Below are 24,806 nucleotides of genomic sequence, written 5' to 3'. Positions count from 1 at the left end.
CAGCCGGTTCGATACGGTCATCGAAATAAATGCAAAGCTGGGAAATAATTTTATTCCAGTCACGGTTGCGGCCACTCCATTTCTTGGTAATCTCTATCGTCGCCAGATAGAGCAGCTTAAACAGCGAATCATCCGTAGGGAAAATCGTCCGGCTCTTAGAAACTTTCCGCAGCTGGCGATTGAAATTTTCAATCTGGTTCGTCGTATAAATCATCTTTCTCATTTCCAAGGGGTATTTGAAATAAGTGGATAGTTGCGGCCAGTTATTCCGCCAGGACTGAACGGAAGAGGGATATTTATCGTTCCATTTTTCTTCCAAGGCGTCCAGAGCCACTTCCGCTTGTTCTAGGGTAGGCGCCTGGTAAATTTCCTTCAGATCTTGGACAAATGGTTTCATATCTTTGTAATAGACGAATTTGGTCGTATAACGGATCTGGTGGACTATGCAGCGTTGTACTTCCGCCTCAGGATAAACTGCTCCAATGGCATCGGCAAATCNGACCTCACGGGAACCATCCAGACGGGTTCCAATGGCGACATAGACCGCTTTCTTTACAACCTGAGCATCCTGTCTGACATGAAAATGGACAGCATCCATGAAGACAATAGCGTATTTCTTGGACAGCGGTCTGTTCTGCCATTCTTTAGCAATAGGGAGAATACGGTCTGTCATGCGGGAAATCATTTCAGCAGAAGCATCCACGCCATAGATTTCTTTAAGGTGGGCAGTGATATCCCTGGTGGTCATCCCCTTGGCATACATGGACAGTATTTGGTCCTCGATATTGGAAACGTCCGTCTGATTCTTCTTCACAGCCTGCGGATGGAACTCACCCTTCCGGTCACGAGGAATGTCGAGAGGAACATTACCCATCGTAGACGTTACGGTTTTCTTGCTATAACCGTTCCGGCTGTCATCCGTATCCTTGTTTTTATAGTCGTACTTGGAGTAGCCAAGATGCTCATCCATCTCAGTTTCCAGCATGGTTTGCAGCGTATCTCCGAGGAGATCCTTGAGCATGTTCTGAACGTCCTGCGCATCTTCCGGTTGATATGCACGCAGCAGTTTCTGGAGAAATTCTTTACGTTCTGGGGAAAGTTTTCTTTGTCTGGCCATAATAAAATCCTCCTGAATTAATATTTATTCTAACATCAATCCAGGAGGAATAGTTCATTTATTCTATTTACACATAATTAGTTACAGTCTCACACGGTCATCGCTGATTATATTTCTCCTGATATTTTTTTCAGTCATAGCATGTTTATTACGTTTATTTTATGGTGTTACTGTTTTAATCTCATAAAGAGGCTGCCGCACGTGACCATATTTGCTCATAAGTATGCAATATTTTTCTCTCTTTTCCCGCTCTTAGAATGGTGGGAAACCACATAGCTGAGATAGGTTGCACCTTTATGAAGTCAATGCCGTTCATGCGACAGCCTCTCTTTTTTAGTGTAATACTATTTCAAATCACAAATAGAAACATCACCGAATGTTTGTTTCCAATCAGCAGCAAAATCATCAACCGCTTTTTTTATTGATGGTACGGCAAACGCTGCCATTAAAACATCAGGTGCCACGGTGATTGTCTGCGCTCCACATTTAAGGGCAGTATTGACCTGAGCAATATTTTTAAAGCTTGCTGCCAAAATCTTTGTTTGATAACCATATGCCGCAATCATATCAGCAAAAACAGCAATAGTATCTGCTGCATCAATATCAAGATTTTCCATGCGATTAAAATATGGTGCTATGTAATCTGCACCCGCTTCCATTGCCATAAATCCCTGTGTCTTAGTATAAATAGCTGTTGCTGTCACGCCGACATTTTCTTTTTTCAGCAGTTTCATAGCTTTAAGTCCCTGTAGTGTAGTTGGTACTTTTATGAACACATTTTTATCAATATTTTCCAGTATAACATGTGCTTCCCTCAATATATTACTGCTGTCTTCAGCCAGTATTTGAACATGCAGTGTTTTATCGGTACCAATGATTTGACGTATTTTATTCAGATGTGCAAAAAAATCAATTTTGCCTTCTTTCTTTATAATACTGGGATTGCTGGTAACACCAGCAATTGGCAGCAAATCATTGCATTTTTTAATCATTTCCAAATTAGCGGTATCAATCAAATATTTCATCGAAACAGACTCTCCTCTTATTGATAAATTTCCAGACAATATTATAATGAATTCTTTTCTTCATTAAAGCAATCCATACTCCTTAATTTACTTAATAACATTAACAATACCGGCATCTTCTATTATCTTATAAAAATCTTCCATTTGCTGCTTTGTATAAAGCGGTGGATTGTCTGCAAAGCAATAGTCATAATCCATATGATCATACTTGGCCTTAGCAAGAGGATTATAATTTAGCAACTCATAACGCACACCAGGATACCATTCACTTATTTCTTTTGCTATTTTTCTCAGATTATCAGCATTTGCTGTGTGCATAGGTATAAGAGGCGTCCTGATAACGACATTGTCACGGTATAATGATTGCAGCACCATTTTTATATTTTCCCTTATAATTTTATTTGATACACCAGTAAAATTTTTATGCTGTGTATCATTATATATCTTAAAATCAGCAAACAGTGTGTCAATAAATGGCAGTGCTGCTTTTATTGTTTTACTGTCAGTAAACAAGGAACTTTCTACTGCCGTATTGATCTTAATTTTTTTGAGCCGTTTCAGTATACTAATAGTAAATTTAGCCTGATAAAACGGCTCCCCACCTGAAAAAGTTACACCACCGCCATGTTTAAAAAACGGCATATCTCTCTTTAATATTTCTGTCAGTTCATCCGGCTCATACCATTTGCTGTCCATGCGCAATGCACCTGACGGACAAATATACTCGTAATCACCGGTATTTTTTACCCTTGAACTATCTAATATAAGTTTATCATTTTCAATATGGACAGCACCGTCTTTTATTTGTGTACAGCAACCGCATAATATACAAGAATTGGCAAAATATACCAGCTTAGTCTGCGGTGCTATCCCCTCCGGATTCTGACACCATACACAGTGCAGCGGACAACCCTTAAAAAATACGGTTGTCCTGATGCCTATCCCATCATGTGTTGAAAACCGCCTTATATCAAAAATCAATGCTTTATTTTTCATACTGCGCCATATTCTGTTCTGGCGATTATTTCATCCTGCAATTTCCCATCCAATTCTGTGAAATAAGCCGTATATCCTGCGACACGAACAGTCAAGCTGCGATATTTTTCCGGATTTCTTTTAGCTTCAAGCAGATCTTCACGATGTAACACATTAAACTGCACATGGGGAATCCTCAAATCAACAAATGTTCGCAAAAACATTGCAAATTTTTTTATTCCTTCTTGTGTCGCAAAAAACTCCGGCAGAAATTTCATATTCAATAAACCACCATTAGATGTAAGTACATTATCCAATCTGCCCACCGATTGCAAAACAGCCGTTGGTCCATTTTCGTCACGTCCATATACCGGTGACATACCGCCATCAGCTAAAGGCTGATATGCCAGCCGTCCATCCGGTGAAGCGCCAACATTTTCCCCCATCGGCACATGTGCCGACACAGTGTACATACCTGTATGGTATAAGCCGCCGCGGTAATTTTTATAATGCGTAAGTTTATCTTTAAAATAATGTGCCCATTTGACGGCTATATTATCCACCCATTCGACATCATTACCATATTTAGGTACTTTATTCTCTGCCATTGCTTTTATTATTTCAAAACCAACAAAATTATTCTGCAAAGCTTTGAGCATATCACTGCCATTTATGCGCTTTTCCGTATATATCAGCTGCCATACGGCTGCCAGACTGTCAGCCACATTGGCTGCCTGTATCATCTGTATACCTGACAAATTATATTTTGCACCGCCTGCTGTAACATCAATTCCTTTTTGGAGACAATTGTCAATCACAGCGGACAAAAACGGTGATGGCAGTAAATCAATATGCCCTTGTTCTACCTTTTCACATGCTTTTATCATTTTTTCAGTAAAATAATCGATCTGTCCAGCAAATGCATGTTCCAGTGCTTCATATGAAGTATACGTATCAAGACCGCCCAAATCAGGTCCTATCTGCCTGCCTGTCAATAAGCACCTGCCGTGATTCATTGCCAGTTCCAGAGCTTTGTTCAGATTAAACATGGCCGCGTCGCTCCAGCCCAGATTATTCCCCTGAGTCGTCAATTCCACACAGCCCACGATAGCATAATCAAGCGCATCCTGTTTTTCTATTCCCAAATCATTTATCATTGTACCTATTACTGCTTCATCATTAAAAAACTGAGGCATTCCACTTCCTTTTGCTACTACCCTGACAGCATATTCCAGCAAGTTTTCCGATATTCCCTTGCTTAAACGGACTGATAAATTTGGCTGCGGCAGTCCAAGATCTTCCTGCGCTCTCAAAAATAAGTATGACAATTCATTTTCTGTCGCTTTTCCATTTTCATCGACTCCTCCGACAGCTATATTGAAACCAATAGGAAATCCTGCAAAATATTTAGCACTTTGCTCATTGCGCATATATACTATCTGATTGAATTTTAACCATAGACATTCTATTATTTCCAGCGCTTCATTATTGGTTATCACATTATTCTCAATATCTTTCTTGTAAAATGGATACATATATCTATCCATACGTCCAGGTGAAAATGAAGAAGCATTGGACTCCATCTGCAATATAACAAATAAAAACCATAATGACTGGACTGCTTCATAGAATGACTGAGGCTGCCGTTCAGCAACATTGCTGCAAACATTAGCTGCTTTCTCTAAAGCTGGATTGAAATCACCATTTATCTTTGCTGTTTGTTTTAAAAGGACACTGTATCGACGTATAAAATTCTGTGCACCGATCATAGTTAAAACAACAGCCTGATAAAAATCCTGCTGTTTTCGATTCATGCCTTTTTTGTCAAGCATTTTCTGTGCTTCTTTTTTTATACCATCAGGTCCTTTTTCCAACCAAAGTGTACAGTCAGGACAAATATGTCCCTGAGAATGATCAGTTTGATTTATCTTAGCCACTTTACTTATCGCCGAAAATTCGCTGCCAAATTTTTCTGCTAACACATCTTCAAGTGATTTACCATGCCAATATGGTTTAATCGTTTCACGATAGATTTTTATGTCTTCATCCCTGACATTAAACCTATCCTGAGGCCTTGTCGGCAATGTTTCCAGCTCTTTGTCCACCCATGACCCGCCGCTTTCCGGCGATACAACACCAAAGCGCACTCCTTTAGTCCTATTACCGACTATCAATTCTTCCGGTTCAACAGCTATTTCTATGTTCTCTAAAGCTGCTTTTAATGCCAACGCTCTTTTTATAATCACAGGCTTATTATCATTCTTTTTATAAATATCTGTTGTAATAAGAGCTTGCTCTATAGACATATAACGTTTTTGTGACAACATTTTATTTCTAAGTGTTTCTATCCTGTCTGACATTTTCAGTAATTTTAAATCCACAATCTGCCCCTCCTTTTCTATTATTTATTATTATTATATATTTATTATTTACCTATTTCAATAACTAATAATAAACAATAATATTTTTTTTAATGTCTTTTATTATTTTAAACCATCATTATTTATTTTCTAAATGTTTTTCTACCTTTATAATTATAGCGGCTGCTTTCTTAACCGCATCGCTGATAGCTACACGCACTACCAAATGGTTTTTAAACCGTGCTTCATTTTTTATTGGCATATCCTTGGTCAATATTATAACATCTGCACATTTCACATCATTTTCTGTTATCGCATTCTCAATACCTATTGACCCCTGCGTTTCAACCTTTATTATATGATGTCTTTCTTCTGCAGCTTTTTTCAATGCTTCAGCTGCCATATACGTATGTGCCACACCCGATGGACATGCCGTCACTGCTAATATATTCATAATTTATTTTCTCTCCCCTTTAAGGCCATATTATCAATCTTCAAACAAAATGTCCACATCAGTGTCATCAGTGTCCGTTTTTTTATTCACATAACTTTTCTTCAAAAAGTTTACCAGTATAGCTCCTATAATAGATCCGATCAAGACAGATATTATAAAGCCGCCTATGTTTTCAGTAACCGGCAGAGCAATAAATCCACCCCAGGCTACATGTGTCTGCACATTAAAAATGTATGCCGCTGCGCAGCCAATAGAGGTTCCTATCATCAAGGATGGAATAACTCTAATAGGATCATTTGCTGCAAATGGAATTGCTCCCTCAGTAATACCAACAAGGCTCATAAAAAATGCACTTTTACCCGCATCTCTTTCTTCTTCCGAATACTTTTTAGGCATAATAAATGAAGCTATAGCCATAGCCATCGGTGGTATCATTATAGCTACAGCACAAGGACCGGCATAAGAAAATATTCCTGATCCCACAGTAGCAACCATCAAACTATATGCCACCTTATTTATCGGTCCACCCATATCAAAAGCAATCATAGCACCGACAATAAGTCCCAAAATAATCTTGTTGGCATCTGTCATTGATGTCAGGAATTGATTAGCGGCACTCATCGCTATTGCAACATATGTGCCTATCCCCCATAATAATATACCTGATGTAATTAATGTTCCCAATATAGGAATAATAATTATCGGACCCAATGACCGAACATAGGGATGAAGTGGTATTTTTTTTAAATAATAGCATACTACACCGGCAATTATCCCGGAGACCAATCCCCCCAGGAAACCAGCACCGATATTTGAAGCTACAAGTCCACTTATCAGTCCCGGGGCAATACCCGCTCTATCAGCTATTGATGCTGCAATATATGCAGATAATACCGGTACCATAAGCCCAATTCCTGTCACACCTATTTTCCATATGTCTGCGGCCAATCCTTTTTCCGGAACACCTGCCTGTCCATACATTATAAGTGCAACAGCCATCAATACTCCTCCTGCTACAACTACAGGTATCATATAGGATACACCATTCATCAAATGTTCCCTTAAATTTTTAAATATATTGATAAATTCATTCATTTATATCTCTCCATTACATATTTTCTATAATATCCACAAGTTCATGCGCATTTTGTATAGTCATTAATTTTTTTCTAAAATCTTCATGCATAAGATGCCGCGAAAGTGCTGCCAAAATCTTGAGATGTTCATCGTCACTATTTTCACTGGGAACAGCTATCATAAAAATATACTTTACCTTCTCTTCTTCGGACCATTTTACCATTTCATTCAGTCTCAAGAATGCTAATGACGATGTTTTGACTGCATCCGATTTACCATGCGGTATAGCTACACAAAACCCCATTGATGTAGGAAAATCTGCTTCTCTTTTCTTTACTGCTTCAATATATTTACAAATATCATTTAATCTTCCAACATTATTTATTTTTTGCGCTAAAGTACGAATGACTTCATCCTTTGTTTTCAAAGATTGGTCTAATATTATCATTTTATCTGTAATCAAATTATTCATTTATATCTCCATTATTTAAAATGTTTACGATTTTTTTCTTATCTATTTCGTTATGCAATATAGCAACTCTATTTTTATCAGATAATATTGAATAAAAATTTTTAAAAAATTGTACCGCATTACCAGTTTTTGCAAAAGACAAGCATAATAGCAATATTATATGCACATGATTTGAACGATGCTGAACAGGATTCTTTAGACGTATAAAAGCAATTTTTGATTTATTTACAAAAGACGACTTTGCATGTGGAATTGCAATACCACAGCCAATATAAGTTGAACTTATATTTTCACGCTTTATAACATCTTGTGTAAAACCGTTTTTAACAAAACCGTTTTTTTCCATAATACTGCCATACTTTATTATTATTTGTTCAAATGATAATATTTCTTCATCTACATAACAATATTTATAGTCAAAAACATTCAAAGGTACATTAAGTGTCATATTATCTTCCTTAATCGGTACTATCCTGTTTTCTTTTTTTACTCTCACTTTTCGCAAAACCTGATTAATATTTTCTTTATCTGTCTCAGTTAACAACACAGAAATATAAACAATATTTTCTCCCTGCAATATTTTTATGGTTGAAATTATAACATCTGCCTGTTCTCTGATTTTATCAGTCAAATCAGTGTATGGCAGCGTCATAACTATCTCCATATCAGGAAAATTTTGTTCTAATCTATTAGTGATAAACTGTGATGTACCTATACCACTGGCACATACAACAACTGCTTTATACTTAGGCTTATATTTAGATATGCCTGCTATCAGATGCATTGCTATATAGGCCGCTTCATTTTCATTAAGAGGTACTCCTACAATGTTTTCAAAAACATCATTGCATGCCCATGCCGCGGCATAAATCGCAGGATACTCTCGTTTTATCTGCAGCAAAAGTGGATTAATAAGACTCAGTCCTTGTTTCATTCTTATAATCGTAGGACGTAAATGCTGAATAAGCTGCATAAAAAGCTGCTTATCACCAGCTAATTCTGTTTGAAGTATTTTAGACGATATAGAAAGTATTGCCTCTGCAAGATTTATTTCTGATTCATCATAATTGGATAAAAATGAGTCTATTGTATTTTTATCATCATTGATCTGAATTTTCGAACCTAAAATGTGGACTGCTGCATAATCTATTTCTGAAACAGGAAAATTCAAATTCATCTTACTGCCCAAAGCCATTATCATTCCACTGGCAGCTGCATATTCAGGTGTCATTTTTAATCTGGGAGAAAGCGAAAATTCCCTGACGAATTTATTTTCTCTGATACGTTTTACCGCTATTGCCAAATGAATAACCAGGTTTTGAAACGCCTGCTCTGTAAATAAAAAATTAAGCTGTTTTTCAATTTTCTGTACTATTTTTTGAATAAAAAGAATATCAATTCCTTTTAAAATAGCACATATTCTTTTATAATTAGCTATGTTTATACGATAATCAAGATCCAATTTACAAGATAGCTGTGGTTCCTGCCTGGTATTATAAAATAAATTAAGCTCATCCAATAGTTTTTTGAAACCCAAACGCAGATCTTTTTCCTCACCCTTGAGCCATATTCCTTGGTTCTGACGCCTGCACAATGTAATATTTCTGTTTGACAGCCATTTTTCGATCTGAACCAGATCCTGCATAATACAACTTTTGCTACAAAATAACTCATCAGCAAATAACTGTATAGTATAGGTATTCCGTTCTAGAAACAATACTTTTAATATATATTCCTGCCTTTGCCTCTGAACCAATGATGAACTGTTCTCTATTGGCAATTGATTATATGAGCTTAAATATTTCTCTTTTAAATTCTCATCAATATCTAAAAATACACCCTGATTATTGCTTACTAAATTAAATTCACTTTTTTCTTTTTGTATTTCTTTCAAATAATTTCTGACAGTACGTTGGTTTCTATTTATTATTTGAGCCAAATTATTTATTGATACCGGTCCAACATTTGAAAGCAGTATTTTAACAATACAAATTTTACCATCAAATTTTTTCATTTGTCCCACCTTAACTTATTGTTAATAACGTCAGCCCCCTTTAAACGTTGCGCAACTAACTTTATTTATTAACTAAACTATAACATTAAAAAATATGTCTTGTAAATATGTGAATAATCTAAAAATTTTCTCAGCAACAGAAAATATTACATTAATTCTTATATATTGCTCTTTCCGGTTAGTAGAATACACTAAATAAATGTTGTTTCTTGTAACTAAAGCAAATTCTATGCTGATAAATCATTACTAGCTATAAAATAAATGATTTAGACAATGTTTATAAATTATTATTGTCAGGAATTATAACATAAATAATTTTTTGCAAAAAAAAGAAGCCATCGCACTTTTAACATGCGACAGCCCCTTATTATTCAGTACAGCAGTAAAATTATTTTACTTCTACAGTTGCGCCGGCACCTTCCAATTTTGCCTTAACAGCTTCGGCTTCATCTTTAGCTACCTTTTCTTTTACAGGAGCAGGAGCACCATCAACTAAAGCTTTAGCTTCTTTCAATCCAAGTCCGGTGATTTCACGAACAACTTTGATAACATTGATCTTGCTCGCACCAATAGAAGCAAGAATTACATCAAATTCAGTTTTTTCTTCTGCAGCACCGGCAGCAGGAGCAGCAGCAGCCACGGCTACAGGAGCAGCAGCACTAACACCGAATTTTTCTTCCATAGCTTTTACAAGTTCAGATAATTCAAGAACAGTCATTTCTTCAATGGCCTGCATTATTTCTTCTTTAGTCATTTTAATATTCCTCCAAAATTAAATATCGTTTTATTTTATAAATATATGGCTTATGCTGATTCCTTTTGTTTACGAATAGCTTCAAGCACATAAACAGCATTGCGAATTGTACCTTGAAGTACATTGACCATACCGGAAACAGGAGCCTGCATACTGCTGAGCATCTTTGCAATAAGCACTTCGCGAGATGGGAGAGCAGCCAATTCTTTCACACCTGCCGCATCGATGACTTTACCATCAACAACACCGGCCTTAACGGTCAAAGTTTCTAACTTAGCTAAATTATTTTCCTTGATAAAGGTTTCAATTACTTTTGCCGGAGCAATAGCATCTTCCGTCGAATAAGCTACTGCTGTTGTCCCTTCTAAATAAGAAACCAATTCATCATAACCAAGGTCCTGCATTGCAAACCGAAGCATTGTATTCTTTACAACACGATACGTAACACCATTTTCACGCATTTTAGCACGAAGTTTTGTATCCTGAGCAACGGTCAATCCTTTGTAACCAGTTAGAACTATCGCTTTTGCCTGAGAAAAGCTTTCTTTTAACTCTGCTACAATCGCCTGTTTTTCTGGACGTACTGCCATAAAAACACCTCCCCTCAAATAAAAATTATCTTTATAAAAACAAACAGCCCGCGATTTCTGCCGCAGGCTGTCTTTAAGATTCAATGGTCATCGACCATATATATCAAAAATCCATTTAACCTCGGCAGGCAATCACACATTATACCATTTATGGCACCTGCTGTCTTAAGTTTATAAGATTGTATTATTCAGCTTTAGAAATTTTTATAAGCGGATTAATATGAATACCAGGACCCATTGTAGAACTTATAGTTACAGATTTCATATACTGTCCTTTTGCAGCTGCCGGTCTTACCTTCAGCAATGTATCAATCAATATCTGCAAATTTTCCAGTAATTTTGCACTGTCAAAAGAAGCTTTTCCAATAGGTACGTGAATATTACCCGCTTTATCAGTACGATATTCAATCTTACCAGCTTTTATTTCATTTATAGCCTTTGTAAGATCCATAGTAACAGTTCCCAATTTAGGATTTGGCATTAAACCACGTGGTCCGAGGATTTTCCCAAGACGCCCAACTACGCCCATCATATCAGGAGTAGCAACTGTTACGTCAAAATCGCACCAACCGCCCTGAATTTTCGTTACCAATTCATCAGAGCCGACAAAATCAGCACCTGCTGCTTCTGCCTCATTAACTTTATCCCCTTTTGCAAAAACGAGGACTTTTTTAGTCTTACCAGTGCCATGCGGTAAAACCAAGGCACCGCGAACCTGCTGATCAGCATATTTAGGATCAACTCCTAAATGTACAGAGGCTTCTACAGTTTCATCAAATTTAGCCGTTGCTGTTTTTTTGACTAATTCAACAGCTTCAGGAGCATCATAAAGTTTATCTTCAATAAGTTTCGCAGCATCCTGATATTTTTTTCCAACTTTAGACATATAAATTTCTCCCTTCGTGGTTATAACGGTCTTGCCTCCCACATATGAAATCAATCTACGATTTCAATACCCATGCTGCGCGCTGTACCTTCTACCATACGAGTAGCAGCTTCAACATCAGCAGCATTCAAATCCGGCATCTTGGTCTGTGCTATTTCTATAGCTTTAGCACGTGGCAGCTTAGCGACCTTCTTTTTATTAGGTTCTCCAGAAGCCTTGTCAATTCCAGCAGCCTTCTTAAGCAATACAGCAGCCGGCGGTGTTTTAGTAATGAAAGTAAATGAGCGATCTTCAAAAACACTGATTTCTACAGGAATTATAAGTCCTGCCTGACTTGCAGTACGTTCATTGAATTCTTTAACAAACGCCATGATATTAACACCAGCCTGACCCAATGCAGGTCCAACCGGAGGAGCAGGAGTAGCCTTACCTGCAGCTACTTGCAATTTTACCATTTTTACAACTTTTTTCGGCATATCTAACACCTCCTTAACCTAAATTTAAATCTTTTCTATCTGGTCAAAGCCGACTTCCACAGTCGTTTCCCTGCCAAACATATCAACAATAACCTTTACTTTTGATTTATTATAATCAATTTCAGTGACAGTTGCAGCAAAATTTTCAAACGCGCCGGAATTAATATGAACATTTTCACCAACTTCAACGTCAATATGAACCGGAGCCGCTGCCGCATCATTGCCAGTTCCCAATATCTTCTTCACTTCAGTATCAGTGAGTGGTATTGGTTTAGTGCCTGAACCAACAAATCCCGTCACACCAGGTGTATTTCTGACAACATACCATGAGCGATCGCTTACAATCATCTCTACCAGAACATAACCAGGAAAGACCTTATGACTTACTACTTTTTCCTTACCGTTTTTCTTTTCGATTTCGTCTTCCAACGGAACAACGATTTCAAAAATTTCGCTTTCCATTCCCATGGAATGTACCTTGCGTTCCAAGTTTGCCTTTACCTTATTTTCATAACCGGAATAAGTATGAATGACATACCATCTTTTTTCGTTTGCTGTATCAATGGACATTCATTACACCTCCCCGGCACTAGCGTAAAATTATTTCTAAGAGTCTGGCAAAAATAGTATCGCATATCCAGATGAGAGCACATACAAATATAACTGCGATGAATACAACGACCGTATAAGAAGACAATTCCTTACGAGTTGGCCAAACCACTTTTTTCATTTCAGTTTTGACACCGATCAAAAATTCTTTAAGGTTGAAACTGCCGCCCTTTTTATTTTCAGTTGCCATTTTCCCATCAGCCAATTCATTCACATCCTAAAAGGTAAATACGAAACAAAGCTCCCCATCATTTGATACTTATAACAAATCCATTCACTGATTTCAGAAGCTAAATAAACAAATTATATTATAATTTATTTAGCTTCTCTGTGCAGTGTATGTTTATGACAGAATTTGCAGTATTTATTCATTTCTAATCTGTCTGGATCGTTCTTTTTGTTTTTATTGGTCTGATAATTGCGTTGTTTGCAAACTGTGCAGGCCAAAGTAACTGCATTACGCATCCTTCATGCACTCCTTACCGAATATAGATTCATCTCAAACTTTTTAATCTCCCGGTCATCTGGCATACATTGCCGCATTCCCGATTAAACTTTACCATAACCAAGTGTTGACTGTCAATGAAAAAACTATTAAGAAATTCTCATTTACATAAATAAAACCCCCGTGATAAGGGGTTATACTTGATTGTGTTGGTGGCGGCGCACGGATTTGAACCGCGGACACTGCGGGTATGAACCGCATGCTCTAGCCAACTGAGCTACGCCGCCACAATTCTATGGAGCTGATGACCAGGATTGAACTGGTGACCTTATCCTTACCAAGGATACGCTCTGCCGACTGAGCTACATCAGCATATTGGTTGCGGGGAGAGGACTTGAACCTCTGACCTTCGGGTTATGAGCCCGACGAGCTACCGACTGCTCCACCCCGCGATGTAATTTTTGGAGCTGACGAGAGGACTTGAACCTCCAACCTGCTGATTACAAATCAGCTGCTCTGCCAATTGAGCTACATCAGCATATTATCAGTTCTAGTTTCGATCAGTCACTGATATCACATGTTATCACATCTCAAACAATTTGTAAAGCTTTTTTATTATTCTAAAAAACCTTATGTGATATAAATGAATGGTCGGGATGACAGGATTCGAACCTGCGACCTCATCGTCCCGAACGATGCGCGCTACCAAACTGTGCTACATCCCGTTGAAAACAAGATATATTATACTGCCTTTTTGTAATCTTTGCAAGCTTTATTTAAAAAAATATCATTTTTTAATAAAATCCGCATTGATGCACTTATTATCTTTGACTGCTGCTTGCACTGCACCAATACTATTTCTTTTAAAATTTAAATATGATACTATAAAAAGCAGCTTTATCAATTAATTATCCTTTTGCCTTCTTAATAGGTTATATAAATTATCAGATAGGAGTTCTGTTATGCTGGAATTAAAACATTTATCCTTTACTGTAAATGAAGGAAAAAACACCAAACATATCCTCAGCGATATAAATCTATCCATAAACGATAAGAAAACAGTTGTAATAACCGGTCCAAACGGTGGTGGTAAATCGACACTGGCTAAAATAATTATGGGTATAGAAAAGCCATCTTCCGGAGAAATATTTTTTCACAATAAAAATATTACTGATTGGAGTATTACCCAACGTGCCAATTATGGTATCAGTTTTGCTTTTCAACAGCCTGTTCGTTTCAAGGGAATTGGTGTAAAAGAACTATTATCCTTGGCCGCTGGTAATGAATTATCCACCAAAGGAGCCTGTGAATACTTAGCAGAAGTCGGATTATGTGCCGCCGACTATGTAGGCCGTGATGTCGACACTTCACTTTCCGGAGGTGAAATCAAACGTATTGAGATTGCTACCATACTGGCACGAAAAAATACTCAACTGGCCATTTTTGACGAACCGGAAGCCGGTATCGATTTATGGAGTTTCCAAAAACTTATCCAGGTATTTGAAAAAATGCATGAAATGCACCATACAATCCTCATAATTTCTCATCAGGAAAGAATATTAAACATCGCCGACGAAATAATTCTCATCGCCAACGGACAGATACAGCAGGTCGGCAAAAAAGATGTCATTATCCCACAGCTTGTATCAATAGCCGGCAGCTGTAATATTTATAAAGGAGTTAAAGATCAATGAAACAGGAATTAAATCACAGCGAACAAAAATTGCTGAAAATTATTTCAGGATTAACTTCATTACCAAACGGTGCTTATAATATACGCTTTAACGGAACAGCGCTGGCCCGTTCTTCAAGCAAAAATATTATAATTGCAAAAAAATCTGATGGCAAGGACGGCATTGACATTCATATCCGTCCCGGTACAAAAAATGAAACGGTATATATCCCTGTGATTATGGATAAATCCGGCCATACAGAACTCGTTTATAATGATTTTTACATTGGTGAAAACTCCGCCGTAACTATTATAGCGGGCTGTGGTATCGACAATTGCGGTAATCAAGATTCCCAGCATGACGGTATACATACTTTTCATATTGGAAAAAATTCCCGTGTCAAATATTTAGAAAAACATTTTGGTGAAGGCAGCGGCTCCGGCGAACGAATCATGAATCCCACAACCATTGTTAATATTGCTGAAAATGGCTATATGGAAATGGAGACGACACAAATTCGTGGTATTAATTCCACAAAACGCATAACTAATGCCCGTGTTGCAGCCAAAGGAACATTCATCGTAAAAGAAAAACTACTCACTCATGCGGCACAATATGCAGAAACAGCCTTTCAGGTTGACCTCGACGGCTGCGATTCCAGTACCAATGTTATTTCACGTGCCGTCGCGCAAGATAAGTCACGCCAATTATTTACAGCAAAAATTTATGGAAATAACAAATGCCACGGTCATTCTGAATGTGATGCAATCATAATGAATAATGCACATATAACAGCTGTTCCTGTAATAAAGGCCAATGATCCCAATGCCACACTTGTTCACGAAGCTGCCATCGGTAAAATAGCCAATGAACAGCTAATCAAATTAATGTCGCTGGGACTCACCGAAAAAGAAGCTGAAAATCATATAATAACAGGTTTTTTAAAATAATTTATTTAATTTTTTTATTATCGGTTATTGTTTCATTTATGTTAAACATCTTATCCGAAAAATATACGCTGTATAGATGTATATTATAATTATTTTTGTATTATTTCGCATATTATTATTTAATTTAAATTGTAATGTTGCAAAGATTAAATTATTTAGTTATAATGGAATTTATCGACCAAAAATCGACTATTCGTATAATTGAAAGTAGGAACATTATAATGGAAAAAGTGAACAATACCCACAAATCCGCTCTCACCCCCGAACAAATCGTTGAACGGACTTCTATCGCTGATGTATATCAGGCGGCTAAACAGTTAGATGGTATCACGCAGCATACCGATTTAGTCCACAGTGAATATTTCTCTGCTATTTCATCTAATGATGTATACATAAAACCAGAAAATCTGCAAAAAACCGGTTCTTTCAAAATACGCGGTGCTTATAACTGCATCAGTCAACTCTCTGACGAGGAAAAATTGCATGGCGTTATCGCCGCTTCTGCCGGTAATCATGCCCAGGGAGTAGCTTATGCTGCACAAAAACTAGGTATCAAGGCCGTCATTGTTATGCCGGCAACTACACCTATTTTAAAAGTAGAAGCCACTCGCGCTTATGGTGCTGAAGTAGTCCTGTACGGCGACAGTTATGATGATGCCTGTTCCAAAGCTTATGCATTAAAAAAACAACATGGCTATGTATTTATTCATCCTTTTGATAATTTAAAAGTACTGCTTGGACAAGGTACAACCGCACTAGAGATAATTGACAGCCTAAAAGATGTTGATGCCATCCTTGTTCCCATCGGTGGCGGTGGATTTGCCAGTGGTGTAGCCTTAGCCAGCAAACTTGTAAACCCTCATGTAAAAGTCATCGGTGTTGAACCGGAAGGTGCCGCCTGTATGAAAGCTTCCTTAGCCGCCGGAAAAGTTATTTCGCTTTCTTCTGTGGAAACAGTTGCTGAGGGGACCGCAGTAAAGACTCCCGGTAACCTTACTTTTGCTTTCATAAAAAAATATGTAGACGAAATCATAACCGTATCAGAATTTGAAATAATGTCCGCCTTACTTTCCCTTATTGAAAAACATAAACTCATTGCTGAGGGTGCCGGAGTGCTATCGCTGGCAGCATTACAAAAACTCCCATTTAAAAATAAAAAAACAGTTGCCATTGTCAGCGGCGGTAACATAGATATTTCTACTATCTCTGCACTTATTGATAAAGCACTGATTGCCCGTGGACGGGTTTTCTGTTTTAGCGTTCAGTTACCTGATAAACCTGGTCAATTATTGGCCATCTCACAAATATTGGCTAGGCTTGATGCCAACGTCATTCACTTGGATCATAATCAGGCTAAAGTCACCGATAGTTTCCAAAAAGTTTTATTGGAAGTTACTGTTGAAACCCATAACAGTGCCCATATCACAAAAATTACCGATGAATTAAAAAAACACGGTTTTTTAATCACCAAAGTTTATTGATTCCTATATAGATAAAAAACAAGCAGCGGAATAGGATTTTATTCCGCTGCTTGTTTTTTATCTATATGTCCATGGCAAAGTACTTAAATGCAGTCTCTGCCCTTTAACCGATAATTTATAATCGGTTATTAGTTCAGCATTTCCCTGACGATATCATTTACAAGTTTACCGTCAGCTTTCCCCTTTACTTCAGGCATGAGTGCCTTCATGACTTTACCCATATCCTTCGGTGTTGATGCACCAGTTTTTTCAATGGTGCTTTTCACTAAAGTGCATATTTCGTCTTTTGAGAGTTGCTTTGGCAGGTACGGCATTATAACTGCTATTTCAGCTTCAGTTTTTTCAACTAAATCGGCTCTGCCGCCCTTTTCAAATTCTCTAAGTGAGTCTTGCCGCATCTTAAGCTCTTTGCTTATTATGCCAATGACTCCATTATCGTCAAGATCGACTTTTCCGTCTATCTCCGCTTGACGAATCGCCGAGCGCATTGAACGAATGACTGTCAGACGATCTGACTGCCTGGCTTTCATGGCTTCTTTCATATCTGCCACAAGCTTGTCCTTAATCGACATTTCTTAGACCTCCACGTAATTAAGCTTTATATCTGCGTTTACGGGCAGCTTCAGATTTCTTCTTGCGCTTTACGCTAGGCTTTTCATAATGTTCACGTTTTCTAACTTCAGCGAGGGTGCCTGCTTTCTGGCAAGTGCGTTTAAAACGACGAAGCGCACTGTCAATGGTTTCATTTTTTCCAACTTTAACTTCTGACATATATCTTCCCTCCCCTCCACACGCTATGGGAGTGTATTTATTCGCTACACCAAACTATTATAACTGACAATTAATACGATTGTCAATCAAATATTAGCCTGGCGGCCATTGCATCGACCTGCCGCCAATAAGATGAAAATGGAGATGGGCTACAGTCTGCCCCCCTTCAACACCAGTATTTATCACAGTGCGAAACCCATTGTCAACTATCTTAAACTCTTTGGCCAATTCAGGAATCACGTCAACCATTATATGTGATATGGTCTCCTTGTCTTCTGGTGTAGTATCGGTAAGACTTTTTATATGTTTTTTTGGTACAATCAAAACATGTACAGGTGCCTGTGGTTCCAAATCTTTAAATGCCAGCGCAACATCATCCTCATATACTATACTGGCTGGTATCTCTTTAGAAACTATTTTACAAAAAACACAATCCGACATAATAGCACCCCCATTCGAGGAAGATTCCTAATATTAGTTAATTCGGTTTTTGTTTTATATTCCCTGCAATATTGCTAAAATAAATTCTCTCCCCACAGACCATCTCTATACAATTTGGTCAACTTCATCCGACGGATTTCCCCCCGCCGTGCAACTTTATCAGTATATACTTTTATATAATTTCCCGTATGTCCATCAGCAATCCCATCAGACATTGTCTGTTCAAATAACACTGCCATAACAGTACCAATAAAATTCTGACAAAATTGCCGTGCCTTTTCATTGCTCAACTGTTGCAATCTATGAACCCGTGACTTTTTTTCTGTTTCGTCCACTTGATCCGGCATAACAGCTGCCGGAGTCCCTTTGCGTCTGGAATAAGGAAAAGCATGAATACGACAAATCGGCAGTGTTTTTATAAATTCCAGACTTTCGGCAAATTGTCTGGCTGTTTCACCAGGAAATCCAGCTATTATATCAGTTGATATGGCAATATCCGGTATTTTCCCAACTATTCTTTGCAATAAAGCCGCAAATTCAGCTGTAGTATAATGCCGGTTCATTGCTTTTAATACATTATCATGTCCTGACTGCAGCGGTAAATGCAAATGATGGGCAAAATGTTCATTTTTTACCAATAAGTCTAGTAATTCATCTGAGACTTCTATTGATTCCAATGAACCAAGCCTGAGACGCTTTAAACCGTCAATGTTAAGTACGGCAGCTACAGCGTCTGCCAATGTTTTTCCATTATTCGTATCACGCCCATAGGCACCAAGATGAATGCCGCCTAAAACAATTTCATTAAAACCATTTTTTACCAGTTTATAAGACTCCTGTACAATACTGTCAATAGTCCGTGAACGCAATGGCCCTCTGGCATAAGGTATTATACAATAGGAACAGAAATTAGTGCAGCCATCTTGAATTTTTAAAAAAGCTCTGGTCCGCGACTGCATGCCAAACATTGGAATGTCTTCAAATTCATGTTCCTGCATAACATTTCTCACATCACCGACAAATTCTTTTCCCTCGGCCGCATATTCTACCACATCAACAATATGCTTTCGTTCATTAGTGCCGATTACAGCATTTACTCCTTCAATATCTTTTATTTCTTCAGGCGCCAGCTGCGCATAACAACCGGTTACTGCAATTATCGCTGTACTATTAAGATGTACGGCCCGGCGAATCAGCTGACGTGATTTTCGCTCTCCTAAATGTGTCACCGAACAAGTATTTATTATATAAAAATCAGCTTTTTCCGTAAAATCAACTATTTCATAACCTCTTTGCCTAAATAAACCTGCCATCGTTTCTGTTTCAAATTGATTGACTTTGCAACCAAGTGTAGTAAGTGCAACTTTTGGCATAAAATCCCCTTCATTCACAATTTAGTACCATTAATTATTTTTGCTGTGCCTGATTGCCCAAATCACCTTTCTCATACTGAACTATTGTCACTGCAGCTAACGCCGCTGTTTCGGTGCGCAAAATTCTATTACCCAATGAAATACTGTTTATCCCCCGTATTTTACATCGTGCCGCCTCATCCAAAGTGAAACCACCCTCCGGGCCAATAAACAACATATAATTCATCCCATCATGATTTTTTAAATATTGATTAAGAGACATGTGTTTTTCATTTTCATAACAAATACAGGCATTATAGCCTTCAGCCATATCCAGACACGTTGATAAATCAGTTATTGCAGCAATCTGCGGTACTGATCCCCTGCCACATTGCTTAGATGCCTCCTCAGCAATTTTTTGCCATTTTTGCTGTCGTTTTTCTCTTTTTTCTAAATCATATCTCACTACACAATTGCAGCTCATCACCGGTATAATTTTATTCACGCCAAGTTCAGCCGCCTTTTGTACGATATAATCCATTTTGTCACCTTTTGGCAAGCATTGCACCAATACGATCTCAATATCTGACTCGTTTTTCTGATCACTTAATTTATGTAGCAGATGTAAAAATACCCTTTGCGTTTCACACTTTATTATCTCAGTTTCGGCAATTATCCCTTTTTTATCAGCCACTACTATGCGTTGTCCCGGTTTTACCCGCATGGCATACAGCAAATGTCTGGCATCGTCACCTTCAATGATCATATACTCTGTTAATGTCCCATCAATAAATAACCGCCGCATTATTCAGCCGCCTTAAATCTTATTATCAACGCCACCCAACCAGCTTTTTTCTGCATATCGGTAATATAGAGGCCATGCTCTAACGCCGCTGTTTCAACGTCCTGCAAACGATCCTCGATTATTCCGCTGGCCAGCAAAATACCATTTGTCGCTAATTTTTTCGGCAGTTCATCAAACAATCGAATAATTATGTCAGCAATTATATTGGCGCAGATAAAATCCGCCTTGCCCGAAAATCTTTTTAATAAGTCACTTTGGAAACACTTAATAGTATCAACCTGATTATCAGCAATATTATCTTTTGCTGTTTTTACCGCCACAGTGTCATAGTCTCCTGCCTGCACAGATTTTACTCCCAGTTTGGCAGCGGTAATTGCCAATATACCTGAACCTGTTCCCACATCAAACAAATTCATTTGTGGTGATAAATATTGTTCCATAAAATTAACACACATTGATGTCGTTGGATGCATTCCTGTGCCAAAAGCACAGCCGGGATCAAGTTCTACAATAATTTCTCCACTTTGTGGTAAATAATTCTCCCACGATGGTTTTACAACAATTCTCTGCCCAATTTTAACAGGATGAAAATATTTCTTCCAATTATTAGCCCAATCTTCATCTTTAATATTACCAACCATTATTTCAGCCGGTGCAGTATTAAGCGTCAATGACAATTTTTTTAAACGTTCATGCAGCTCACCCAACCGTCCATCCAGCTCAGTATCACGTGGCAACCATGCATTTACAGTAACTACTTCAGTATCTTTTTGTAATGGTATATCTGTATAATCCCATAAATCAGAATTTATATATTCATTTATAATGGCCGGATCATCCATGGATACACCATTTGCTCCCAAATCAGTAAAAATTTCAGCTATTACATCCATAGCTTCATGTGAAGTGCGTACAGAAATCTGTGCCCAATCCATAAAATCTCTCCCCAATAATATTGAATTCACAGCAAACTCATTATAGCTGATTTTATCCGACTTGTCATTTTCCCCGACACTTGCTCTTACAAACAAAAGATTCCGAGATGCCTCGGAATCTTTTGTCAATTATTCTATTTCATACATATTTTTACTCTCATCGATAATTTTATCACGCGTCTGCTTTGCTGTGGAAAAATAATCATACAATGCCTCCCGATTCTTATTATTGACCGCAGCAATGACATCATCGATTATCGTCTGCAATGTCTGCAGATTATTAATTATCGGTATAGGATTTGATATGCATATATCAGCCCACATATCTGCATTGGATGATGCTATCCGCGTCGTATCCTTAAACCCTCCCCCGGCTAATTTAATACATTCCTCAAGATCATTATAATTGCGATTTAACAAATTTACCAAGGCAGCTGCCGTTATATGCGGAACATGGCTTATCAAGGACGCACAACGGTCATGTTTGACTAAATCAAGCTCAGTTACATGAGCACCTGTCAGTACGATCAATGTGCGTATTTTTTCGACAGCTTCCGCCGGAGTGAACATTTTTGGATCTTTTATTATCACATAGCTTTTATTCTTAAATAAATCTTTGCTTGCAGCTGTTATACCGCTTTGTTCCCTGCCGGCCATGGGATGTGTCGGTACATAATAAATCTCTTCCGGCAATATTCTCTGCAAGCTGGCAGCTATATACTGTTTTGTACTGCCGGCATCGGTTATTATCGTTCCTTTTTTCAAACAAGGAAGTATCTGCTGCACTATTGGCACCATCTGCAATACCGGTGTGCTTAAATACACTACATCTGCATCTTTCACTGCTGCGGTATTATCTATATATCCTTTATCAACGGCACCCATCATTTCAGCCTTTTTACAAGATTTTTCAGTACGCGTTGTTCCTGTTATATAAATTTTATCATGCAGTTTATCCTTAAGCGCTAATCCAAAAGATCCACCAATCAGCCCGACACCCAAAATAGCTAACTTCAATTTGGTCATCGTCATTTTTTTCCCATCATTGCTGCAATTTTCCTCACTTCTACCATCGTGGATTCAAAATTCTGCGGCGTCAAAGACTGATCCCCGTCACTCAGAGCACTTTCGGGATGTGGATGCACTTCAATAATGAGGCCATCAGCACCCGCCGCAATTGCAGCTCTTGCCATCGGACGTACCATCTGCCATCTTCCCGTACCATGGCTTGGATCAACAATAACCGGCAGATGTGACAACTCCTTGACTGCGGCCACTGCCCCCAGATCCAGCGTATTTCTAGTAAAAGTTTCATATGTTCTAATGCCGCGTTCACATAGTATTATATTATAATTGCCCTCATTTGCAATGTACTCGGCAGCATTAAGCCATTCACTTATTGTAGCTGCCAATCCACGTTTCAAAAGTACCGGTTTATGTGTCTTCCCAACTTCTTTTAATAATTGAAAATTTTGCATGTTGCGGGCACCTATTTGTAAAACATCTGCATAATTACTGATCATTTCTATATCATTTTGATTAACTACTTCTGTGACTACCCTTAAACCAAATTTTTCCCCGGCATCTTTCAACATTGCTAATCCTTCTTCTGCCAAGCCCTGAAAATCGTATGGAGAAGTACGCGGTTTAAAAGCACCACCACGCAAAAAATTAGCTCCGCCTTTTTTTACACATTCGGCAGCTTCCATAAGCTGTTCCCGACTTTCTACTGCACAAGGCCCTGCCATGATAGCTAAATGTGGTCCTCCGACCTTTACTCCGCCAACATCAACAATCGTGTCTTCATGGCGAAACTCTCTGCTGACCAATTTATATTTTTCAGTAATCCGAATAGCTTTTTCCACTCCTTTAAACGCATTCATCTGCAGACCCGAAATAATCTTCTTATCACCGATAACACCGACTATAGTTCGCACAGCCCCTTTTGATAAGTGAAATGACAGACCTTCTGCTTTAATTTTTTCCTCTACTTTTGCCAAGTCTTCTTGCGTCGCCTCAGGACTCATTACAATAATCATTCTTACTCCTCCTAAATCATCCAGTTATTATTTCGCGATGAATGCAAACAAAAAAACCCGTCCCTCAAAAGGGACGAGCAATTTACCCGTGGTACCACCCTACTTGCCTTTAGCAAGCCACTTTTTCAGATACTAACATATCCTAGCCCAAGATAACGGAGGCAATCCGGCACAGCCTACTATCAATTCAGCCTGCTGCTCACAAGTGTATTTCCATTGCCACACTTACTGCGTTGCACCAATCCACAGCTCTCTGTAAAATGTCGGCCAATGTACTTTTCCTGTTCACTGCATTTCATCTTGTATAGGAATATACCAGTATTTTATATTTTTGTCAAGCCTCTTTTCCCTAAATTTGTTATTTTGTAAACTTTGCTGTGTTTGTCAATTCATCAAATTGAAATTTTTCAATCAAAAAGCGGACAGATTATATATCCGCCCGCTTCAGCAACATATCAATATTCTTAGCACAAATTAATGGCTTGGTTCTATCAGCCCGTAATTTCCATCCTTACGGCGATATACAACATTTACTTCATCGGACTTGGCGTCACGAAATACAAAAAATTCATGGTTTATAAGATTCATTTGCATGATAGCTTCTTGAACATCCATTGGCTTAACTGCAAAACGTTTTGTTTTTACTACAGGATATTCCTCACTATTATCAGCGTCATTAGGGCTGGACGGGATATCTTCCATTTTAAAATTGCCGGTACGAAAACGACGTGCCAATTTAGTCTTATGTTTACGTATTTGACGTTCCAGCTTTTCTATAACCAAATCTATCGACGTATACATGTCCATGGTTGATTCTTCACCACGTAACAATATACCTTCCACCGGCACAGTTACTTCTACAATATGGCGTCCTTTTGTCACCGTCAGCAATACGGTAATTTCACCCACAGTATCAAAATACTTAGTCACCCTGCCAACCTTTTTTTCCACGTAATCGTGTAAAGCTGGAGTAATTTCAATGTTTTTTCCTCTAATAGTGAATGTTGCCATAATATCTTCAACACCTTTCTAAGTAGTTCGTGGATCTGTATTTATACTATATCAATTCGTCATATAAAATAAAACCCCTTTTAAATTTAATCTT

At 38.0% G+C, this 24,806-nt stretch carries 27 protein-coding genes, 5 tRNA genes and 2 other annotated features; of the genes, 3 read left to right on the top strand and 29 right to left on the bottom strand.

Annotated features, from left to right (window positions below):
• The 20 genes from I6751_RS11555 to I6751_RS11460 all read right to left on the bottom strand — a co-directional run.
• Positions 1-1,117 (bottom strand): IS256 family transposase (locus I6751_RS11555; RefSeq protein ID WP_196599102.1); only part of this gene is annotated, 1,117 nt, incomplete at its 3' end.
• Between the two features lie 344 nt (positions 1,118-1,461).
• Positions 1,462-2,142 (bottom strand): fructose-6-phosphate aldolase, encoded by a 681-nt coding sequence (locus tag I6751_RS11550; RefSeq protein WP_196590328.1) that lies wholly within the window; start codon positions 2,140-2,142, stop codon positions 1,462-1,464.
• A gap of 87 nt (positions 2,143-2,229) precedes the next feature.
• Positions 2,230-3,138: a glycyl-radical enzyme activating protein gene (locus tag I6751_RS11545; protein WP_196590327.1), complete on the bottom strand. Its 909-nt coding sequence runs from the start codon at positions 3,136-3,138 to the stop codon at positions 2,230-2,232.
• On the bottom strand, positions 3,135-5,498 hold the full coding sequence (locus tag I6751_RS11540) for a glycyl radical protein (protein ID WP_330998165.1): 2,364 nt from the start codon (positions 5,496-5,498) through the stop codon (positions 3,135-3,137). Before I6751_RS11540 ends, I6751_RS11545 begins: the two co-directional genes overlap by 4 nt.
• A gap of 118 nt (positions 5,499-5,616) precedes the next feature.
• Positions 5,617-5,931, bottom strand: coding sequence for a PTS fructose-like transporter subunit IIB (locus I6751_RS11535; RefSeq protein ID WP_182185858.1), 315 nt, complete (start codon positions 5,929-5,931; stop codon positions 5,617-5,619).
• A gap of 33 nt (positions 5,932-5,964) precedes the next feature.
• Positions 5,965-7,026, bottom strand: a complete 1,062-nt coding sequence (locus tag I6751_RS11530; protein WP_196590326.1) for a PTS fructose transporter subunit EIIC — start codon at positions 7,024-7,026, stop codon at positions 5,965-5,967.
• A 13-nt stretch (positions 7,027-7,039) separates the two neighbouring features.
• A complete protein-coding gene (locus I6751_RS11525) occupies positions 7,040-7,480 on the bottom strand; it encodes a fructose PTS transporter subunit IIA (RefSeq protein WP_196590325.1) in 441 nt (146 codons plus the stop codon).
• Complete coding sequence (locus I6751_RS11520) at positions 7,473-9,494, bottom strand: BglG family transcription antiterminator (RefSeq protein ID WP_196590324.1); 2,022 nt, start codon at positions 9,492-9,494, stop codon at positions 7,473-7,475. Before I6751_RS11520 ends, I6751_RS11525 begins: the two co-directional genes overlap by 8 nt.
• Positions 9,495-9,882: 388 nt before the next feature.
• Entirely contained in the window at positions 9,883-10,248 is a 366-nt protein-coding gene (gene rplL, locus I6751_RS11515) for a 50S ribosomal protein L7/L12 (protein WP_196590323.1), read from the bottom strand.
• Positions 10,249-10,298: 50 nt separating this feature from the next.
• Positions 10,299-10,838 carry a 50S ribosomal protein L10 gene (gene rplJ / locus I6751_RS11510; RefSeq protein WP_182185867.1) on the bottom strand — a complete coding sequence of 180 codons (540 nt, stop codon included), beginning with the start codon at positions 10,836-10,838 and terminating at the stop codon, positions 10,299-10,301.
• 29 nt (positions 10,839-10,867) lie between these two features.
• Positions 10,868-11,026, bottom strand: a sequence feature (ribosomal protein L10 leader region).
• Entirely contained in the window at positions 11,023-11,724 is a 702-nt protein-coding gene (gene rplA, locus I6751_RS11505) for a 50S ribosomal protein L1 (RefSeq protein ID WP_196590322.1), read from the bottom strand. It overlaps the preceding feature by 4 nt.
• Before the next feature lie 50 nt (positions 11,725-11,774).
• Positions 11,775-12,200 (bottom strand): 50S ribosomal protein L11, encoded by a 426-nt coding sequence (gene rplK / locus I6751_RS11500; protein ID WP_182185871.1) that lies wholly within the window; start codon positions 12,198-12,200, stop codon positions 11,775-11,777.
• A gap of 24 nt (positions 12,201-12,224) precedes the next feature.
• Complete coding sequence (nusG, locus tag I6751_RS11495; RefSeq protein ID WP_182185873.1) at positions 12,225-12,770, bottom strand: transcription termination/antitermination protein NusG; 546 nt, start codon at positions 12,768-12,770, stop codon at positions 12,225-12,227.
• Between the two features lie 19 nt (positions 12,771-12,789).
• Positions 12,790-12,999, bottom strand: a complete 210-nt coding sequence (secE, locus tag I6751_RS11490; protein ID WP_182188688.1) for a preprotein translocase subunit SecE — start codon at positions 12,997-12,999, stop codon at positions 12,790-12,792.
• 125 nt (positions 13,000-13,124) lie between these two features.
• Positions 13,125-13,274 (bottom strand): 50S ribosomal protein L33, encoded by a 150-nt coding sequence (gene rpmG, locus I6751_RS11485; RefSeq protein WP_182185874.1) that lies wholly within the window; start codon positions 13,272-13,274, stop codon positions 13,125-13,127.
• 190 nt (positions 13,275-13,464) lie between these two features.
• Positions 13,465-13,541, bottom strand: a tRNA-Met gene (locus I6751_RS11480).
• 9 nt (positions 13,542-13,550) lie between these two features.
• Positions 13,551-13,626 (bottom strand) — tRNA-Thr (locus I6751_RS11475).
• Positions 13,627-13,630: 4 nt separating this feature from the next.
• A tRNA-Met gene (locus tag I6751_RS11470) sits at positions 13,631-13,706 on the bottom strand.
• A gap of 10 nt (positions 13,707-13,716) precedes the next feature.
• Positions 13,717-13,792 (bottom strand) — tRNA-Thr (locus I6751_RS11465).
• A gap of 110 nt (positions 13,793-13,902) precedes the next feature.
• A tRNA-Pro gene (locus I6751_RS11460) sits at positions 13,903-13,979 on the bottom strand.
• Between the two features lie 237 nt (positions 13,980-14,216).
• Here I6751_RS11460 and I6751_RS11455 point away from each other — a divergent pair.
• From I6751_RS11455 to ilvA, 3 genes are all read left to right on the top strand, one after another.
• A complete protein-coding gene (locus I6751_RS11455; protein ID WP_196590321.1) occupies positions 14,217-14,948 on the top strand; it encodes an ABC transporter ATP-binding protein in 732 nt (243 codons plus the stop codon).
• On the top strand, positions 14,945-15,877 hold the full coding sequence (locus tag I6751_RS11450) for a SufB/SufD family protein (protein ID WP_196590320.1): 933 nt from the start codon (positions 14,945-14,947) through the stop codon (positions 15,875-15,877). The genes I6751_RS11455 and I6751_RS11450 overlap by 4 nt, the downstream gene beginning before the upstream one ends.
• 221 nt (positions 15,878-16,098) lie before the next feature.
• The gene (ilvA, locus tag I6751_RS11445; protein ID WP_196590319.1) at positions 16,099-17,358 is read left to right on the top strand and encodes a threonine ammonia-lyase; all 1,260 of its coding nucleotides are present in this window, start codon (positions 16,099-16,101) and stop codon (positions 17,356-17,358) included.
• A 128-nt stretch (positions 17,359-17,486) separates the two neighbouring features.
• Here ilvA and I6751_RS11440 read toward each other — a convergent pair whose 3' ends face one another.
• From I6751_RS11440 to hpf, 9 genes are all read right to left on the bottom strand, one after another.
• Entirely contained in the window at positions 17,487-17,930 is a 444-nt protein-coding gene (locus tag I6751_RS11440; protein ID WP_196590318.1) for a GatB/YqeY domain-containing protein, read from the bottom strand.
• Positions 17,931-17,949: 19 nt separating this feature from the next.
• The gene (rpsU, locus tag I6751_RS11435) at positions 17,950-18,129 is read right to left on the bottom strand and encodes a 30S ribosomal protein S21 (RefSeq protein WP_182185884.1); all 180 of its coding nucleotides are present in this window, start codon (positions 18,127-18,129) and stop codon (positions 17,950-17,952) included.
• A gap of 93 nt (positions 18,130-18,222) precedes the next feature.
• Positions 18,223-18,570, bottom strand: coding sequence for a histidine triad nucleotide-binding protein (locus I6751_RS11430; RefSeq protein WP_182185885.1), 348 nt, complete (start codon positions 18,568-18,570; stop codon positions 18,223-18,225).
• Positions 18,571-18,644: 74 nt separating this feature from the next.
• Entirely contained in the window at positions 18,645-19,943 is a 1,299-nt protein-coding gene (gene mtaB / locus I6751_RS11425; protein WP_196590317.1) for a tRNA (N(6)-L-threonylcarbamoyladenosine(37)-C(2))-methylthiotransferase MtaB, read from the bottom strand.
• A 34-nt stretch (positions 19,944-19,977) separates the two neighbouring features.
• Positions 19,978-20,727, bottom strand: a complete 750-nt coding sequence (locus I6751_RS11420; protein WP_196590316.1) for a 16S rRNA (uracil(1498)-N(3))-methyltransferase — start codon at positions 20,725-20,727, stop codon at positions 19,978-19,980.
• Complete coding sequence (gene prmA, locus I6751_RS11415) at positions 20,727-21,662, bottom strand: 50S ribosomal protein L11 methyltransferase (RefSeq protein WP_196590315.1); 936 nt, start codon at positions 21,660-21,662, stop codon at positions 20,727-20,729. The genes I6751_RS11420 and prmA overlap by 1 nt, the downstream gene beginning before the upstream one ends.
• 129 nt (positions 21,663-21,791) lie before the next feature.
• Positions 21,792-22,688 (bottom strand): prephenate dehydrogenase, encoded by an 897-nt coding sequence (locus I6751_RS11410; RefSeq protein WP_196590314.1) that lies wholly within the window; start codon positions 22,686-22,688, stop codon positions 21,792-21,794.
• A 2-nt stretch (positions 22,689-22,690) separates the two neighbouring features.
• The gene (aroF, locus tag I6751_RS11405; RefSeq protein ID WP_182185894.1) at positions 22,691-23,701 is read right to left on the bottom strand and encodes a 3-deoxy-7-phosphoheptulonate synthase; all 1,011 of its coding nucleotides are present in this window, start codon (positions 23,699-23,701) and stop codon (positions 22,691-22,693) included.
• A gap of 66 nt (positions 23,702-23,767) precedes the next feature.
• Positions 23,768-23,999, bottom strand: a binding site (T-box leader).
• Positions 24,000-24,175: 176 nt separating this feature from the next.
• Positions 24,176-24,712 carry a ribosome hibernation-promoting factor, HPF/YfiA family gene (hpf, locus tag I6751_RS11400; protein WP_196590313.1) on the bottom strand — a complete coding sequence of 179 codons (537 nt, stop codon included), beginning with the start codon at positions 24,710-24,712 and terminating at the stop codon, positions 24,176-24,178.
• Positions 24,713-24,806 lie beyond the last annotated feature (94 nt).

It is taken from the genome of Pectinatus frisingensis (assembly GCF_015732285.1).
Lineage (GTDB): Bacteria > Bacillota > Negativicutes > Selenomonadales > Selenomonadaceae > Pectinatus > Pectinatus frisingensis.
This window is presented reverse-complemented; position numbering and strand designations above follow the sequence as displayed.

Coding starts and splice junctions, on each gene's coding strand:
- I6751_RS11550 (WP_196590328.1), bottom strand. CDS start 2,142: ATGAAATATTTGATTGATACCGCTAATTTGGAAATGATTAAAAAATGC.
- I6751_RS11545 (WP_196590327.1), bottom strand. CDS start 3,138: ATGAAAAATAAAGCATTGATTTTTGATATAAGGCGGTTTTCAACACAT.
- I6751_RS11535 (WP_182185858.1), bottom strand. CDS start 5,931: ATGAATATATTAGCAGTGACGGCATGTCCATCGGGTGTGGCACATACG.
- I6751_RS11530 (WP_196590326.1), bottom strand. CDS start 7,026: ATGAATGAATTTATCAATATATTTAAAAATTTAAGGGAACATTTGATG.
- I6751_RS11525 (WP_196590325.1), bottom strand. CDS start 7,480: ATGAATAATTTGATTACAGATAAAATGATAATATTAGACCAATCTTTG.
- I6751_RS11520 (WP_196590324.1), bottom strand. CDS start 9,494: ATGAAAAAATTTGATGGTAAAATTTGTATTGTTAAAATACTGCTTTCA.
- rplL (WP_196590323.1), bottom strand. CDS start 10,248: ATGACTAAAGAAGAAATAATGCAGGCCATTGAAGAAATGACTGTTCTT.
- rplJ (WP_182185867.1), bottom strand. CDS start 10,838: ATGGCAGTACGTCCAGAAAAACAGGCGATTGTAGCAGAGTTAAAAGAA.
- rplA (WP_196590322.1), bottom strand. CDS start 11,724: ATGTCTAAAGTTGGAAAAAAATATCAGGATGCTGCGAAACTTATTGAA.
- rplK (WP_182185871.1), bottom strand. CDS start 12,200: ATGCCGAAAAAAGTTGTAAAAATGGTAAAATTGCAAGTAGCTGCAGGT.
- nusG (WP_182185873.1), bottom strand. CDS start 12,770: ATGTCCATTGATACAGCAAACGAAAAAAGATGGTATGTCATTCATACT.
- secE (WP_182188688.1), bottom strand. CDS start 12,999: ATGGCAACTGAAAATAAAAAGGGCGGCAGTTTCAACCTTAAAGAATTT.
- rpmG (WP_182185874.1), bottom strand. CDS start 13,274: ATGCGTAATGCAGTTACTTTGGCCTGCACAGTTTGCAAACAACGCAAT.
- I6751_RS11455 (WP_196590321.1), top strand. CDS start 14,217: ATGCTGGAATTAAAACATTTATCCTTTACTGTAAATGAAGGAAAAAAC.
- I6751_RS11450 (WP_196590320.1), top strand. CDS start 14,945: ATGAAACAGGAATTAAATCACAGCGAACAAAAATTGCTGAAAATTATT.
- ilvA (WP_196590319.1), top strand. CDS start 16,099: ATGGAAAAAGTGAACAATACCCACAAATCCGCTCTCACCCCCGAACAA.
- I6751_RS11440 (WP_196590318.1), bottom strand. CDS start 17,930: ATGTCGATTAAGGACAAGCTTGTGGCAGATATGAAAGAAGCCATGAAA.
- rpsU (WP_182185884.1), bottom strand. CDS start 18,129: ATGTCAGAAGTTAAAGTTGGAAAAAATGAAACCATTGACAGTGCGCTT.
- I6751_RS11430 (WP_182185885.1), bottom strand. CDS start 18,570: ATGTCGGATTGTGTTTTTTGTAAAATAGTTTCTAAAGAGATACCAGCC.
- mtaB (WP_196590317.1), bottom strand. CDS start 19,943: ATGCCAAAAGTTGCACTTACTACACTTGGTTGCAAAGTCAATCAATTT.
- I6751_RS11420 (WP_196590316.1), bottom strand. CDS start 20,727: ATGCGGCGGTTATTTATTGATGGGACATTAACAGAGTATATGATCATT.
- prmA (WP_196590315.1), bottom strand. CDS start 21,662: ATGGATTGGGCACAGATTTCTGTACGCACTTCACATGAAGCTATGGAT.
- I6751_RS11410 (WP_196590314.1), bottom strand. CDS start 22,688: ATGACCAAATTGAAGTTAGCTATTTTGGGTGTCGGGCTGATTGGTGGA.
- aroF (WP_182185894.1), bottom strand. CDS start 23,701: ATGATTATTGTAATGAGTCCTGAGGCGACGCAAGAAGACTTGGCAAAA.
- hpf (WP_196590313.1), bottom strand. CDS start 24,712: ATGGCAACATTCACTATTAGAGGAAAAAACATTGAAATTACTCCAGCT.